A 14,645-nucleotide genomic window follows, 5' to 3' on the forward strand; every position below is an offset into this window, starting at 1 on the left:
TCATATGGTTGCACTTCGTCGAGCGGCTCGGTATTGTGCATCCAGGAGGTTGCACATGGCATCGACGGACAGGATCGAGAAGCGGGTCACGCTGCGCGCGCCCGTGTCACGCGTGTGGCGGGCGATCGCCGACGCCCGGGAGTTCGGGCGCTGGTTCGGGGTCGAGCTCGAGGGTGAGTTCGTCGCGGGCAAGACGCTCACCGGCATCTTCGACGAGGAGCTCAACGAGGCCGCCATCATGGACTACCAGAAGAGCCGCGGTCTCCGGCCTTCGAAGGTGAAGCTCCCGGAGAAGAACGCGGTGTTCTGCACGGTGGAGCGCGTCGAGCCGGAGCGGTACTTCAGCTTTCGCTGGATCCCGTATGGCATCGACGCCGAGGCCGACCCGGAGAACGAGCCGACGACGCTCGTCGAGTTCCGCCTCGAGGGGGTCGCTGAAGGCACCCTGCTCACCATCGTGGAGTCCGGCTTCGACCGTGTGCCGGCGCATCGGCGCGAGCGCGCGTTCCGCATGAACGAGGGGGGATGGGCCGCTCAGGCCGAGAACATCGCGAAGTATGTCGAAAGCGTGTGAACCGGCGGTCGCGGACGTCTTCTTCGCCCTCGGCGACGGGACGCGGCTGTCGGTGGTGACCCGGCTCGGGGCCGGAGGGGCGCTGTCGGCGACAGCGCTCTCCGACGGAGCGAAGGTGACGCGACAGGCGATCGTGAAGCACCTCCGGGTGCTCGAGGGCGCGGGCCTCGTGACGCACGAGCGGCGCGGGCGCGAGGTCCTCTACGCGCTCGAGCCGCGGCGGATCGAGGAAGCCCGCGTGTTCCTCGACGGCATCTCCGCAGGCTGGGATCGCGCGCTCGATCGGCTGCGCCGGATGGTCGAGGAGCCTCCGCCGTCGACGCGTGAACGGGAAAAGCGCTAGGAGAACGGCTTGCCGCGCACGCATTCGGGCGAGGCAGTCGAGCGCCGCCCAGGATCGCGACGCGGACGCCGGCTGTGGCCCCCGAGCCGACCTCGACACCGGAGCGCTTCGCGCGATACTCAGAGGCATGACCATCGTCGCCCTGACGGTTCCCGACGACCTCTGCGCAGCGCTGCAGGTGCCGGCCGAACGGCTGGCGTCCGAGATCGCCTTCGCCGCCGCGATCCGCCTTTACGAGGAAGGCCGGGTGTCGCTGGCCAAGGCCGCCGAAATCGCATGCGTGGAGCGGTTTCGCTTCGCCGCCCGGCTCGCGGAGATCGGCATCCCGACCGCGGCGTTCGACCCGGCCGATGTGGATGTTGCCAAGACGGCGGCGAGATGACGCTTCCGGTCGCGGTGATCAGCGATACGGGGCCGCTGAGCTACCTTCACCGCCTCGGGCGCCTCGAGCTTCTGCAACATCTCTATCGGCGCTTGCTCGTCCCACCTGCCGTCGTCGCAGAGCTCAACGTAGGGCTTCGCCTGGGCAGGGATCTGCCCGACGTGACCACCCTGGACTGGATCGAGCTGCGATCGCCCCCTGCTCATGCGCTCCAGGGGATCGACGGGCTTGGCGCCGGGGAAACCGAGGGGATAGCGCTCTCGCGGTCGCTCCCTGGATCGCTGGTCCTTCTGGACGACGGATACGCGCGAACTGTCGCGACATCCCTGGGCTTGCACATCACCGGAACGGCTGGCGTCCTTGTGGTCGCGAAGGAGCGCGGGCTTCTCGACCTGGTCCGTCCTGAGCTGGAACGCCTGCAGACATTCGGGTTTCGCCTGGCCACACCCGTCTGGCGTGCGGTGCTGGAGAGAGCAGGGGAGGCGGACTGACGGCGGCGCCGGACAGGCGAGCTCCAGCCCACGATGCCGCGCACCCGCCGAGGTGCTGGGCCAGCGTTGACCATCTTGCGAACGGTTCGTATAGTCCCCCGCGTGCGCCATGTGATCCAGCCGCCCGCGCTCGACGAGGCCGGCCTCGAGCGGGCACTGGAGCGGCTGCGGCGCACGGTGCGGCAGCGCGGCCTGAAGGGGTCGGCGGTCCGCGACGCCATCGCGCGCGCAGCGCTCCTCAGGCGAGGCCACTTCTCGGTCGACGACCTGCTGAAGGAGCTCCGCGAGGGCGGCATCATCGACGCTCATCCCGCCACCGTCTACCGCGTCCTACCCCTTCTGGTGGAGGCGGGGCTCCTCCAGATGACGCTCGTGTCGAAGGGCGACGGCGCGCGGTACGAGCGGGCGTTCGAGCGTGAACATCACGACCACCTGATCTGCACACGCTGCGGCAAGGTCGTGGAGTTCGAGTTCGAGGCGATCGAGGTTCTTCAGCGCGATGTCGCGGAGAGATTCGGCTTCCGCTTGACGGGCCACGTCCACGAGCTGCTCGGGATCTGCAAGGACTGCAGCGCTGCCGGCGTCGAGGGCTGACGCGCGAGAGGCGCCCTGCCGGCGCCGCAGCGCGACCGGATCACCGGCGTGCCCGACCGCGAGGCAGGCGGCGTACACGAGCAGCGACCCGGACACCGCCGCCAGGTAGCCAGGCCACGCGATCCAGCCGGCGCTCAGGGCGACGAACGCGCCGACGAAGCCGAACATCGCCGCGCAGCCGGCCGCGGCGACCCACCGACCAAGGCGCCCCATGGCCGCGCACGCGAGCCCCCGGACCCGCACGCCGAACGTCCCCCAGGGCCCGTCCAGCGGAAGGGCCGTCGAGGACGCGCGCGCGAGCGCCCGGGCCCTCACGCGACACCTCGCCTCATGACGTTCAGCACCTCGGTCGTCTTCCTCGCGTGGAGCTCCGCGGTGGCCTCTCCGAGCACCGCCCACAGCGCCTCCAGGCTTGAATCGTCGAGCCGGACGGAGATGGGGCCGAGATAAATCGAGATACTCCCGCAGTCCAGGCACCGCTGGACGTGCGCGACGCCGTTGTGCGCGAGGGTTTCGTGACGACAGTCCTTCGGGTTTGACAAGTCGACCTCCCGAGCGAGACAGTAACGCGAATGATTCTCATTTTCAATATCATCGCGCTGGGTGGCAGCTGCGCGCTGGGGGGAGCGACGGACGGACGGATGGCCTCGTGACCGGAGATCCGGCCGTGACAGATGGTTTCGCTGCTTCTTGCCGAATTTTCAGGCTGAATCCGCGCGCCGGGAGGGCGGCGCGTCGCCGGCGCTGCGCGCCGAGGCGACGAACTCCTCCACGAAGGGCGACGCCGGTCGGGCGGAGAGTTCCTCCCAGGTGCCTGCCTGCGTCACGCGCCCTGCCTCGAGGACCGCGATGCGATCTCCGAGGAGCCGCGCGTCCGTGGCGTCGTGCGTGACGACGACGGTGGGGATGGCGAGCGTCCGCAGGTAGTCCGAGAGGAACGCCCGGACCGCGCGGCGCGAGTGGACGTCGAGCGCGGCGAGCGGCTCGTCGAGGAGCAGCGCCCGCGGGCTCACCGAGAGCGCGCGGGCGAGCGCCACGCGCTGCTTCTCGCCGCCGGAGAGCGCCTGCGTCCGCCGGTGCGCGTGCGCGGCGATGCCGAGGTCGGCGAGCATGGCGTCGACGACCTCGGCGCCGGCCGCGCGCCCCCGCCGCGCGGGATCGCTCCGCACCGCGAACGCGACGTTCTCGCGGACGCTGAGGTGCGGAAACAGCGCGTAGTCCTGGGGCACATAGCCGATCCCGCGCTGCTCGACCGGCACGTCGATCCCGGCCGCCGTGTCGAGGAGCACCGCCTCGCCGACCTCCACGCGCCCTCGCTCCACGGGGAAGACGCCCAGGAGGAGCGAGAGCAGGGTCGTCTTGCCGGCGCCGTTCGGCCCCACCAGGACGAGCGACCCGCCGCCGGTGTCGAGATCGGCCTCGATGCACAGGCGCCCGACGCGCGCGGTCACGCGGGCGCGGAGGCGCTCCGCCGCCATCACGGCGCCGCCTCGGGGCGCTCGGCCTCGGTGGAGCGCCGCAGCACGGCCCGCACGAACAGGAGCAGCGTGAACGCCACGACGACGAGGACCATCGACAGCGCCTGCGCGGCGCGCAGCTCCGACTCGAGCGCCGTGTAGATGGCGAGCGGCAGCGTCTGCGTCCGCCCCTCCAGGTTGCCGGCGAACATGAGCGTGGCGCCGAACTCGCCGAGGGAGCGGGCCCAGCTCATCGCGGCCCCCGCGGCGAGCCCAGGGGCCGAGAGCGGCAGCGCCACGCGGAAGAACACCCGGAGCGGCGACGCGCCGAAGGTCCGCGCCACCACGAGCAGCCGCGCGTCGACCCTCCGGAACGCGCTGGTCGCCGCCTGCACGAAGAACGGCGCCGAGACGAACACCTCGGCGACGACGACCGCCGTCGTCGTGAACGAGACCGACCACCCCGCGGGGTAGAGCCACCCGGCGAGGAGCCCGCGGCGGCCGAACGCGAGCAGCAGCGCGACGCCCGCGACAGCGGGCGGGACGACGATGGGCAGCTGCACCACCGCCTCGACCGCGCGCGAGAGCCGCCCGCGCGAGCGCGCCAGCGCCCAGGCGAGCGGCGTCCCGAGGACGACCACGACGGCGAGGCTCGCGCAGGTCGTCAGGAGGCTCAGGCGCAGCGCGGGCCACACGAGGGGGTGGCGGAGCCCCTGCGCGACGTCCCCCGCCGTGGCCGTCGCGAACAAGGCCAGGATCGGGACGGCAAGGAAGGCCACGAGGACCGCGCCGACCGCGGCCAGGGCGACCCGCTCCGCGCGGAGGCGCCCGCTCACCGAGGCGCGCCCCCGCCGGAAGGCACCAGGAACCCGGCGCGCCACAGCGCCGTCCGGCCGGCCTCCGACGTCACGAGGTCGACCCACGCGCGCGCGAGCCCGGGGTGCGCGGCGCCGGACACGACGGCGATCGGGTACTCGGCGAGGACGTTGACCTCGGGCGGGATCGCCACGACGACCACGCCGTCCTGCGCCGCCTGCGTGTCCGTCCTGTAGACCACGCCCGCCTGCGCTTCCCCGAGGCGCACCTTGGCGAGCACCTGCCGCGCGTTGGGCTCGCGCGAGGCGACCTTGGACTCCACGCGCGCGCGGAAATCCCCGCCCAGGGAGGCCGACGCGCGATCGAGGATCTGCAGCGTGTAGCGGCCGATCGGGACCTCGGGGGTGCCGACGACGATGCGGGTCGCGGCGGGGAGGTCGGCGAGCCCCCGGACTGTCGCGGCGCTCTCGCTCGCGACGACGAGGACGAGCTCGTTGCGCGCGAAGACGACGGGGCCGGCGGCGCGCTGAGATTTCACGAGCTCGTCCATGTGGCGCTGATCCGCCGAGGCGAACACGTCGGCGGCGGCGCCGTGCTCGAGCTGCGTGCGGAGCTCCTGCGTGCCGGCGAAGTTGAACGTCACCTCGACGCCCGGATAGGAGCGCTTGAAATCCTCTCCCAGCGCGGTGAACACGTCCCGGAGGGAGGCTGCGGCGAAGACGACGAGCCTGTCCTCCCGCTGGGCGGACGCCGGCTTCGAGCGCTTGCAGCCGCCGAGGACGGCGAGGCACGCCGCGAGGATCAGGAGGGGGAGGGCGCGCACCAGCTGTCGTCGGGGGCAATTCATCCGGGAGGCTCCTCTGTTCCGTCGTTCCCTGGCTCGGTCCGCGCCGTCATGCCGCCCGCACCTCGGCGACCCGCTCGCCCGCCTGGCGAGCGTCGTAGGCGAGCGCCGAGAGCTCACGGCGGAACTCCCCTGAGACGAGGACGTCGAGCAGGCGCTGCACCCTGCCGTCGGCGAGCCCCTCGCGCGGGACAGCGAGGTCGTAGCGCTCCTCGGCCAGAGGCACGAAGCCGAGCCCGAACGCCATCGCCGCGTCGCGCGTCGCGACGCCGGTGTCCGCCGCGCCCATCGCCACGGCGCGCGCGACGTCGAGGTGGCCGGCGACCCGCAGGTGCGGCTTGCGCGCGAGCTCGAGCGGCAGCCCGTGGCCGCGGACCTCGCGCTCGAGGAGCCGCTGGGCGCCGGCGCCCGCCTCGCGGCCGGCGACGCGCAGGCCGGGGAGATCGAGGTCGGCCGCGCCGCGGATGCGGCCGGCGTCCTCGCGGCGGACGAGGAAGCCCGCCTCCCAGCGCGCCAGCGTGATGAGGACGATCGGCTCGGCGTGCCCGAGCCGGCGGACGTCGGCGACGTTCGCCTCGCCGGTGCGCGCGTCGACGAGGTGGACGCCCGCGACGTGGGTCCGCTGCCGGGCCAGCGCCTGGAGGGCCGCGGTGCTCGAGCGGGGGAACCAGAGGAACCGCCCCGGCCCCGGCCTCGTGTTGAGCCGGTCGGCGAGCAGCCCGAGGCCGGCCGCGCAGCCCATCACGACGACGTTCTCCTCGACCTCGGCGAGCGCCCGGAGCGGCTCGACGACGGCCCTCCCGCGCCGCTCGCCGGTCACGATGCCGTCCGCGGCCATCCGCACCGCGTCCTGCTCGAGGGGGTAGGAGACCCAGCGATCCGCGATGCGCGCGACCGCGGCGCGGCCCAGCGCCGCCGGAGCGTCGGTCTCGGTCGCGAGGTCCGCCACCGCGCTCGGCTCCCCGAAGAGGACCTCGACCGAGCAGTCGAGGGCGCTCGCGAGGCGCAGCGCGACGTCGACCGCCGGGGTCGCGCGGCCCGCCTCGATGGCGCCAACGCTCTGCCTCGTGAGGCGGGCGCGCTCGGCGAGCGCCACCTGGGTCAGCCCGCGCGCCTCGCGCCGCTCGCGAACCCGGTTCGCCGCTCGGTCCGTCATGACGCAACCTCTTTACACCGAGGAACGATTGCTTGTCATCGGTTGGCGGCCTTGAAATGCCCCTCGCCCCCTCGACAGGTCGAGTCGCCCCGCTCGTCGCGCGTCGTCCTGCCACGCTCCCGCTCGCCGCCGGAGCGCGCCTCGCCGTGCGGCGCGGCGCCGGGGCGCCTTGCTCTTCGCGCAACGCGGCCTAGCCTTCGCGGAGTGGCTCAGCCCCACGGATCCGCCGACGCCCGTCGAGAGGACGGAACTTCGGTCATTCCGACGCGGACGCGCTTCGAGGCCACGGCGAGGATGGGTTACGCCATCCTCACCCTGCTCCTGGCGCTCGGCATGGCGTTCTCGGTGCGGCGCTTCTCGTCCGTCGCCGAGGCTCAGATCGATCGGCTACGCGCCAAAGAGCACGAGATCACGCTCGCGGAGCGGCTCCGGTGGAGCAGCGAGCTCATCGTGTCTCACGGCAGGGGCTACCTCATCTCCGGCGATCGCGAGCTCCTCGAGCAGGCGAAGAGCGCCAGGGCGCACCTCGACGAGAACGTCAGCGCGCTTCGCGACCGGGCGCTCAGCCCGACCGGTCTTCAGCGAGTGGCCGAGATCGAGCGGGCGGCCAGGCAGTTCGTCCGGGTGCAGGACGAGCTGCTCGCCGCACGGCAGCGGACCGACGACGCGAGCGAGCTCGTGCGTCGGTTCGATGAGGAGCTGAGGCCGCGTCACCGTGATCTCGAGGGCTCCCTCGCTCGTATCGTCGAGCACAAGCAAGACGTCCTGAAGCAGCTCTACGATGACGCGAAGACGGAGCGAGTCCGGCTGGAGCTGTGGCTCGATGGCCTGCTGGGCTTGCTGGTGCTGGCCGGCCTGGGGATCGCCTGGTACTTCACGAAGCTCCTCGGCGGCCCGTACAACAAGGCGCGGGAGGCGCGCGACGCCGCGCGCCTGGCGCTGGCGGCCCGCGACGAGCTCATGGGCATCGTGGCCCACGATCTGCGCAACCCGCTCGGCGCCATCGCGCTGAAGGCCGCGTGGCTGCGGCGGGGCGCCGACTCCGAGCGAACACGGCAGCAAGCGGAGTCGATCGAGCACGTCTCGCTGCGGATGGAGCGCCTCATCAGGACGATGCTCGACGTGACGACGATGCAAGCCTCCAGGTTCTCGGTGACGCCGAAGCCGTGCGCGGTGGAGGATCTCCTGCACGAGACCATGGAGATGTTCGGGCCGCTCTCCGAGTCGAAGCAGGTCCGGTTCGAGCAATCGCTGAAGGAGCCCGGGCTCGTGATCCGCGCGGAGTGGGAGCGCGTGCTCCAGGTGCTGTCGAACCTCCTCGGCAACGCGCTGAAATTCACGCCCAAGAGCGGCCAGGTGACCCTCTCGGTGGACCGGGACGGGGCGATGGCCCGCTTCGCCGTCCTCGACTCGGGGCCGGGGATCCCCCCGCAGAACCTCACGAGCATCTTCGAGCGGTTCTGGAAGGACGAGACGCCCGGGAAGAAGGGCACCGGCCTCGGGCTCTACATCGCCAAGGGGATCGTCGACGCGCACGGCGGCCGCATCTGGGTGGAGAGCGAGGTCGGGCAGGGCGCCCGGTTCTACTTCACGCTCCCGATCGCCGAGGCGGCGGGGCACGAGGCGTCCGCGGCGGCAGAGGCGCCCGCGGCGGCCGAGGCGCCAGCGGCGGCAGAGGCGCCAGCGGCGGCAGAGGCGCCCGCGCCCTCGGCGGGAGGCGAGGGCCGCCCGCGCGGGTGAGGCGTCGAGCAACCAACGCGGCGCGCGGCGCGCGGCGGCGCCCGAGCCGCCCGGCGCTTCACGGCTGCCCGCCGGCCAGCGCGTCCTCCCGGACGCGCGCGTAGAGCAGCACGTCGCCGAGCCGCCCGTCCTTCACGACGTGGCGGCGCATCCGCGCCTCGAGCGCGTAACCCGCCTTCTCGAGCACGCGGGCGGACGCCCCGTTCCAGTCGAAGACGCCGGCCTGGATGCGCTCGAGGCCCAGCTGATCGAAGCCGTACCGCGTCAGCGCGATCACCGCCTCGGTCGCCAGCCCGCGGCCCCAGTAGGCCGCGCCGAGCCAGTAGCCGAGCTCCGCGGTGCGCCGGTGCACGTCGTCGAGGCGCTCGAGGCCGATGCCGCCGGCCGCCTCGCCGGCGACCACGATCGCCAGGGCCTCGCCGGGCCGCGCGCGCGCCGCGCAGTGGGCGATCCAGCCCTCGGCGTCGTCGCGCGTGTACGGGTGCGGGAAGCGATCGCGCAGGTTCGCCCAGACGCGGCGGTCGTTCGCGTTCTTCACGAGCGCGCCGACGTCGGCCGCCGCCCAGGGACGCAGGGTGAACGCGGGCATCTCGAGGATCATGGCGTCGTTCCCTCCGGTCGAGCCTCGCCGGCCCGAGCCTCCGATCGATCGAAGAGCTTCACGAGGATCTCGCTCCCGATGCCGGTCGCGACCATCCGCTCGCGGCGGTTCGAGAGCAGCGCGCCGAGCCACGGCAAGGCGCCGCCGTCCCCGAGCGGGAGCTCGAGGCCGTCGTCCCGGCGGAGGACGAGCTGGATGAACGGCCCGGCGTAGTAGCCGAGCCCCTGCAGCCGCCCGAGATCGTGCACGACCTCGACCTCCGGCCGCGCGCGGGCGAGCGGCTCGCTGACCTCGGCGACCCAGCGCTCGGCGCGCGCGAGGAGCTCGGGGCCGAGGCCGAGGGACCGCGCGGCCCCCACGAGATCCGCCGCGCGCCGCGGCAGATCGACGCCGGCCTCGCGCAGGGCCGCCTCGGACGACCCGGGCTCGTGCGCCTTCGCCCGCCGCGCCATCGCGCCCGCGTCGACGCCGCGCGCGCCGAGGCTCGCGCGGACCAGCGACGTGTCGGAGAGCACGACGCGCAGCCCCGCGGCGCGGAAGCCCGCGTGAGGCAGCGCGCGGACGAGGTCCGCCCAGACGACGAGGTGCTCGAGCAGGGCGCGCCGCTCGCACGCGTCGTCCTCGCCGCGGCCCGGCGAGCGGGCCGCCGTCACGAGGGCGAACAGGCGGAAGTGCGGCGTGAAGCCCGGCTGGGTCGTGGGCTGCATGCGCAGGACGCGCTGGCTCGCGCAGAACCGCAGCGGCTCGCCGCCCCGGGTCCCGCGCCGGCGCCGCGCGGCGTGCAGCGCGAGCCCCGTCGTGGGATCCGCGGCGACCTCGGCGAAGCGGACCGTCGCGAGCACGTTGTTCGGCTCGACGCCCGCGCACGCCGTGGCGCCGAGCGGCCCGATCGGGGCGAGATCCACCGCCTCGAAGCCCGCCGCCGCCGCGTACGCCGCCGCGTCGAGGGCGTGCAGCCGCCGCGCGTCCGCCGTCGAGGCGTGCGTCATGGGCGCGCGCTCCGCGTGGTCGAGGACGTCGGCGAAGCCCCGCCGCAGCGCGCGCCGGCGCAGGCAATGGAGCAGGAGCGTGGTCAGCTCGTTGCCGGGGAGGTCCTCGGCGAGGAGCCGATCGAGCGGCTGACCGGCGTGCGCCTCGGCCGCGCGGCGGGCGATGCGCGACGAGAGCTCACCCGTCTTGTCGCCTTCGAGCGGCCGCAGCGGGGGAGCGGTGGGCCGCTCGCGGGCGGTGGGCCGCTTGCGGGCGGTCGACAGCGTCGGGTCGTCGGCGGTGGGCATGGCTGGCTCCTCGTCGACACGGTGCCCCGGATCTGGCACCCTGGAAAGGGCCAGCGAAGCCGATCTCGATGGTGCCAGCGCGCTCCACCTCCCACGCCGCCCACGCCTTCCTTCACCTGCAGCGCGGCGCGCCGGCGACGCTGGCCGCCCAGCTGGTCGAGCAGCTGCGCCGCGCCGTGCTGGACGGCGTCCTCCAGCCCGATCACCCGCTCCCGTCGTCCCGCGAGCTCGCGCGGGAGCTCGGCGTGTCGCGCAACACCGCCGTGGCGGCGTACGAGGCGCTGGCCGCGGACGGCACCATCGTGGTGCGCCCTCGGCGGGCGCCGGTCGTCGCGCACGTGCCGGCGCGCGCGGGGTGGCAGGGCGCCGCCCGCGTCCCGCCGGCGGCGGCCGCGCCGCGCACGTCGAAGAGCGCGCGGCGGCTCTCGGCGGTGGTGCCCCCCGACAAGCTCGACGCGCTCCTCGGCGGCCGCGCGCGGTCGCGCCCGTTCGGGGTCGGCCTGCCGGACCTCGAGCTGCTCCCGTGGCGCATCCTCGAGCGGTGCCTCGCGCGCCGCGTCCGCTCGATGTCGGCGGCCGACGCGCTCGATCACGATCCGCGGGGCGCGCCGCTGCTCCGGCGCGCGGTGCTCCACCACATCGCGGTGGCCCGCGGCGTGCGCGCGACGGTCGACCAGGTGTTCATCACGGAGGGATCCCAGGCCGCGGTGGACCTGTGCTGCCGCGCGCTGCTCGACCCGGGCGACGCCGCCTGGGTGGAGGACCCGGGGCCGCTCGCCCTCCGCGCGGCGGTGCGCATGGCGGGCGCGCGGCTGATCCCGATCCCGGTCGACGAGGACGGGCTCCGGGTGCACGCCGGCGCGCATCGACGTCGGGGCGCCCCGCGCGCGCGGGTCGCCTTCGTGTCGCCGGCCTACGCGTTCCCCTCGGGGGCGCGGCTCACGCTGCCGCGGCGCATCGAGCTGCTGTCCTGGGCCGCCAGGGCGGGCGCCGTGGTCGTCGAGATCGACTACGAGGGCGAGCTGCGGTTCGACGGCACCCCGCTGCCCTCGCTCCTCAGCCTCGACCTCGAGGGCGTGAAGGATCGCGTGATCCACGTGGGGACCTTCAGCCGCTCGCTGTTCCCGGGCCTGCGGCTCGGCTTCATGATCGTGCCGCCCGCGCTTGTGCGCGCCGTGGCCATGGTGCGCGCGGCGTCGACCCGCTCGCCGCCCTACCTGCTGCAGGCCGCGCTCGCCGACTTCATCGACGAGGGCCACTTCGCGCGCCACCTCCGGAAGCTGAAGCAGGCGACGCGGCGCCGGCGCGACCTCTTGCTCGCGGAGCTCGGGCTGCTCTTGCCGAGCGCCGTCCGGGCGCGGGCGCCCGCGGGCGGCTCGGTGCTGACGCTCGACCTGCCCGCGGGCGCGGACGACGTCGCCATCGTCCAGGCGCTCGCGGCGCGGGGCGTGGACGCGCTGCCGCTCTCGCGCAGCACGGCGGCGCGCGCGCCGCGCGCGCCCGGGCTCATCCTGGGGTTCGGCGCGCACTCGGAGGGCGCGCTCCGGGACGCGGCGCGGACGCTGGCGGCCGTCGTGACGCAGGCGATCGGCGCGGGCGAGGCCGGCGCGCCGCCGGGGTCGCCGCCGCGATAGTGCTTGTCCCCCAGGATGCGGGTACCGCCCGTCGAGAGCGAGCGCCGCGCCCACCACCGCGCCGTACGAGCAGGGCTCGTCCGCGATCCGGCCCGCTGGTCCGGGCGCGTTCCGAGGAGCACGCCGAGGCACGCCATCGCCGTGTCACCTCCTGCCACACCTGACACCTGTCACACCCGGTCGGTGTGGCAGGCCCCCCGGCGTCGCAGAACGGGCGCGCGAGCGCCAGAAGCAGGAGCGGACCGCGCGCATGCGGAGATCGCGCGGGTCCTCGCCGCGAGGACGGGCTGGCATCGAAGTCGCAATCCGCGAGCCCCGTGACCTCGTTGACGGAGGAGACATTCATGCTGCTCAAGAAGATCGTGGGGATATCCGTGCTCATGCTGTCGGTCGGCTCGGCTTTGGGCTGCGGCGGGCTCGAAGGTTCGCAGGGGACCGACGTGGAGGAGGTCGAGGCGCTCGCCAGCCCGATCGAGAACGAATATCAAGGGTTCGGTTGCGTCCCCGTGGCCATGGCGATGTTCGAGATGGAAGCGTACGGCGTCGGCTCGTCCTGCTCCCTCATCGGGCGGAAGAAGAACGCCGAGAGCCGCGCGATCGACGCGCTCGAGGCCCACGCGGAGAACGAGTGTGAGGCGATCCGGGACGACAACCCGGAGGTCTGGGACATCCTCTGTCGGGAGATCTGCGAGTTCAACGGGTACGACGAGACGACCGGCACGGGGATGTGCTCGTACGAGGTGACGGACACGGACACGTGGGAAGAATCCGGCTGTGCCCTCGGCTCGCGGCAATACAACCAGCAGGAGGCCACCGTCCAGTGCGGCTGCGACTGCCTCATGGACCTCTGAGGCCGAGCGCGCGAGCGGCCCGGCTTCGCCCCCGGCAGGGCGATGCAGCGACGTCGCCAGTCCCTGGCCAGACGGCTGGCGGGCGGCGCTAGCGGCCGCCGGCGACGTCCAGGAGGGAGCCGGTGCAGTAGGAGGACTCGCTGGAGGCGAGCCACAGGATGGCGTGCGCGACCTCCTCGGGGCTGCCGGCGCGGCCCAGCGGCAGGCTCGCCTGGAGCCGCTCGACCCGCCCTGGATCGCCTCCGCTCGCGTGGATGTCGGTCGCGATGATCCCCGGCCTCACGGCGTTGACCCGGATCCCCTCGGCGGCGACCTCCTTCGCGAGGCCGATCGTGAGCGTGTCGACGGCGGCCTTCGAGGCGGCGTAGTCGATGTACTCGCCCGGAGAGCCGAGCTGCGACGCCCGCGAGGAGACGTTCACGATGGCGCCGCCCTTGCCGCCGCGGAGCGTCGACATGCGCCGGACCGCCTCGCGCGCGCACAGGAAGCTGCCGACGACGTTGGTCGAGAGGATGCGCTCCACGCGCGCCGCGGTCATGTCCTCGAGGCGCGCCTGCCGGTCGACCACGCCCGCGTTGTTGACGAGCGCCGCGATCGGGCCGAGGTCGCGGTCGACGGTCTGGAACAGGCGCACGACGTCCTCTTCGCGGCTCACGTCGGCCGCGATCGCGAGGGCGGCGCCGCCGTGCGCGCGGATCTCGTCGACGACGCTCGCCGCGGCGCCCTCGTCGCGCAGGTAGCTCACGGCGACCGCGTAGCCTCGGCTCGCGGCGAGCAGCGCGGTGGCGGCGCCGATCCCGCGGCTGCCGCCCGTGATGAGCATGATGTCGGCCATGGCGCGGGAGCCTACGCGAGCCCGCGGCGAGGCGGCGCGCCGTCAGCCCCGCGGTCGCGCCAGAGCATGCCGCCTTGGAAACCGGAGAAATCAACCGGCAAGCCGCAAGGGGCGCCAAGGAGACATGAAAATGAACCGCCAAGTCGCCAAGGACGCCAAGAAGACATCAAAATCTTGGCGTCCTTGGCGACTTGGCGGTTCAACTTCTTGCTTGGTAGTTCAGCTTCTTGCTGTTTGCATTGGGCTTCAGCCCGTTTGTCGCTCTAGACTTGGGTCTGGTCGCCGCATCCACCTCGCGACGCGGCCGCTCGTCCCATGGCCCCGATCCGCCTGTTCGCCGCCGCCTCCGTCGCCGTGCTCGTCTCCGCGTGCGCCGGCCGGACCACGGCGGTTCCTCCGGCCGAGTCGGCCTTTCCACCTGGCCTCCCGGCCCCCTTGCCGGAGCGCGCGCCTGCCACGGGGGAGCCTCAGGCGTGGCCCCGCGCCGCTGCGACCGACGCCGTGGAGCCCGCCTGGGCGCCGCCGATCGTGCACACCCTGGCCGTGCTCACGGTGACCCGCAGCGTGGAGGCGGTGCTGTGGCCCGAGCCTTTCGCCGACTTTCGTGCGGAGCGATGGGGATACCACTACGGCGAGGCGCTCACGAAGCCGCCGATCTTCGACGCCGCTCAGCCCGCCTTCCGGTGGGATCACGACCCGTGGCCGATCAACGTGGTCGGCCACGGCCTGCTTGGGAGCGAGATGTACCTCAGGGCGCGGATATGCCGCTTCGGCGCCCCGGCCGCGCTCGCGTTCGCCATCGCCGGCACGCACCTCTGGGAGTACGGCTACGAGGCCAACGGCGTCCGCCCCTCGGCGCTCGATCTGGTCTACACGCCGCTCGCCGGGGTCCTCCTGGGCGAGCTCCGGTACGCGACCTGGCGCGCGGCGGGGGGCATCGAGAGCGGGCCGGCGCGCCTGATCCTGCGCGCGCTCATGGATCCGTTCGGCGAGATCGAGCGGGGCGCCGGGGTCTTCGGCTGCTAGGCCCCGCGCTGCGCGAGCGACTTC

General features: G+C 73.6%; 17 protein-coding genes. 9 read left to right on the forward strand and 8 right to left on the reverse strand.

Features of this window, described 5'->3' with window-relative positions:
* The first annotated feature begins 55 nt into the window (after positions 1-55).
* From WMF22_RS06440 to WMF22_RS06460, 5 genes are all read left to right on the forward strand, one after another.
* Entirely contained in the window at positions 56-574 is a 519-nt protein-coding gene (locus tag WMF22_RS06440) for an SRPBCC family protein (protein WP_438035198.1), read from the forward strand.
* On the forward strand, positions 558-917 hold the full coding sequence (locus WMF22_RS06445) for an ArsR/SmtB family transcription factor (RefSeq protein WP_437298217.1): 360 nt from the start codon (positions 558-560) through the stop codon (positions 915-917). The genes WMF22_RS06440 and WMF22_RS06445 overlap by 17 nt, the downstream gene beginning before the upstream one ends.
* A gap of 127 nt (positions 918-1,044) precedes the next feature.
* The gene (locus WMF22_RS06450; RefSeq protein WP_437298218.1) at positions 1,045-1,299 is read left to right on the forward strand and encodes a UPF0175 family protein; all 255 of its coding nucleotides are present in this window, start codon (positions 1,045-1,047) and stop codon (positions 1,297-1,299) included.
* The gene (locus WMF22_RS06455; RefSeq protein WP_437298219.1) at positions 1,296-1,790 is read left to right on the forward strand and encodes a DUF3368 domain-containing protein; all 495 of its coding nucleotides are present in this window, start codon (positions 1,296-1,298) and stop codon (positions 1,788-1,790) included. The genes WMF22_RS06450 and WMF22_RS06455 overlap by 4 nt, the downstream gene beginning before the upstream one ends.
* 102 nt (positions 1,791-1,892) lie before the next feature.
* Positions 1,893-2,384, forward strand: coding sequence for a Fur family transcriptional regulator (locus tag WMF22_RS06460; RefSeq protein ID WP_438035199.1), 492 nt, complete (start codon positions 1,893-1,895; stop codon positions 2,382-2,384).
* Positions 2,385-2,695: 311 nt separating this feature from the next.
* On the opposite strand, the gene WMF22_RS06465 is transcribed toward WMF22_RS06460, so the two are convergent.
* From WMF22_RS06465 to WMF22_RS06485, 5 genes are all read right to left on the reverse strand, one after another.
* Entirely contained in the window at positions 2,696-2,926 is a 231-nt protein-coding gene (locus WMF22_RS06465; protein ID WP_438035200.1) for a hypothetical protein, read from the reverse strand.
* 159 nt (positions 2,927-3,085) lie between these two features.
* Positions 3,086-3,862 (reverse strand): ABC transporter ATP-binding protein, encoded by a 777-nt coding sequence (locus tag WMF22_RS06470; RefSeq protein WP_438035201.1) that lies wholly within the window; start codon positions 3,860-3,862, stop codon positions 3,086-3,088.
* Positions 3,862-4,677, reverse strand: a complete 816-nt coding sequence (locus tag WMF22_RS06475) for an ABC transporter permease (protein WP_437298223.1) — start codon at positions 4,675-4,677, stop codon at positions 3,862-3,864. The genes WMF22_RS06470 and WMF22_RS06475 overlap by 1 nt, the downstream gene beginning before the upstream one ends.
* Positions 4,674-5,504, reverse strand: a complete 831-nt coding sequence (gene modA / locus WMF22_RS06480; protein WP_438035202.1) for a molybdate ABC transporter substrate-binding protein — start codon at positions 5,502-5,504, stop codon at positions 4,674-4,676. The genes WMF22_RS06475 and modA overlap by 4 nt, the downstream gene beginning before the upstream one ends.
* Positions 5,505-5,550: 46 nt before the next feature.
* The gene (locus WMF22_RS06485) at positions 5,551-6,657 is read right to left on the reverse strand and encodes a substrate-binding domain-containing protein (RefSeq protein ID WP_437298225.1); all 1,107 of its coding nucleotides are present in this window, start codon (positions 6,655-6,657) and stop codon (positions 5,551-5,553) included.
* Between the two features lie 294 nt (positions 6,658-6,951).
* Between WMF22_RS06485 and WMF22_RS06490 the strand changes: the two genes are divergently transcribed.
* The gene (locus WMF22_RS06490; protein ID WP_438035203.1) at positions 6,952-8,397 is read left to right on the forward strand and encodes a sensor histidine kinase; all 1,446 of its coding nucleotides are present in this window, start codon (positions 6,952-6,954) and stop codon (positions 8,395-8,397) included.
* 58 nt (positions 8,398-8,455) lie between these two features.
* Here WMF22_RS06490 and WMF22_RS06495 read toward each other — a convergent pair whose 3' ends face one another.
* Positions 8,456-8,998 (reverse strand): GNAT family N-acetyltransferase, encoded by a 543-nt coding sequence (locus tag WMF22_RS06495; RefSeq protein ID WP_438035204.1) that lies wholly within the window; start codon positions 8,996-8,998, stop codon positions 8,456-8,458.
* Positions 8,995-10,275 carry a hypothetical protein gene (locus WMF22_RS06500; protein ID WP_438035205.1) on the reverse strand — a complete coding sequence of 427 codons (1,281 nt, stop codon included), beginning with the start codon at positions 10,273-10,275 and terminating at the stop codon, positions 8,995-8,997. Before WMF22_RS06500 ends, WMF22_RS06495 begins: the two co-directional genes overlap by 4 nt.
* A gap of 68 nt (positions 10,276-10,343) precedes the next feature.
* On the opposite strand from WMF22_RS06500, the gene WMF22_RS06505 reads away from it, so the two are divergent.
* The gene (locus WMF22_RS06505) at positions 10,344-11,909 is read left to right on the forward strand and encodes a PLP-dependent aminotransferase family protein (protein ID WP_438035206.1); all 1,566 of its coding nucleotides are present in this window, start codon (positions 10,344-10,346) and stop codon (positions 11,907-11,909) included.
* A gap of 344 nt (positions 11,910-12,253) precedes the next feature.
* Complete coding sequence (locus tag WMF22_RS06510; protein ID WP_438035207.1) at positions 12,254-12,760, forward strand: hypothetical protein; 507 nt, start codon at positions 12,254-12,256, stop codon at positions 12,758-12,760.
* 88 nt (positions 12,761-12,848) lie between these two features.
* Here the strand turns inward: WMF22_RS06510 and WMF22_RS06515 are convergent, their stop codons facing one another.
* Positions 12,849-13,595: an SDR family oxidoreductase gene (locus WMF22_RS06515; protein WP_437298231.1), complete on the reverse strand. Its 747-nt coding sequence runs from the start codon at positions 13,593-13,595 to the stop codon at positions 12,849-12,851.
* 315 nt (positions 13,596-13,910) lie between these two features.
* Between WMF22_RS06515 and WMF22_RS06520 the strand changes: the two genes are divergently transcribed.
* On the forward strand, positions 13,911-14,621 hold the full coding sequence (locus WMF22_RS06520; protein WP_437298232.1) for a DUF3943 domain-containing protein: 711 nt from the start codon (positions 13,911-13,913) through the stop codon (positions 14,619-14,621).
* Positions 14,622-14,645: the final 24 nt, after the last annotated feature.

Origin of the sequence: Sorangium sp. So ce204, assembly GCF_051526795.1 — a bacterium.
GTDB classification, from domain to species: Bacteria; Myxococcota_A; Polyangia; order Polyangiales; family Polyangiaceae; genus Sorangium; species Sorangium cellulosum_B.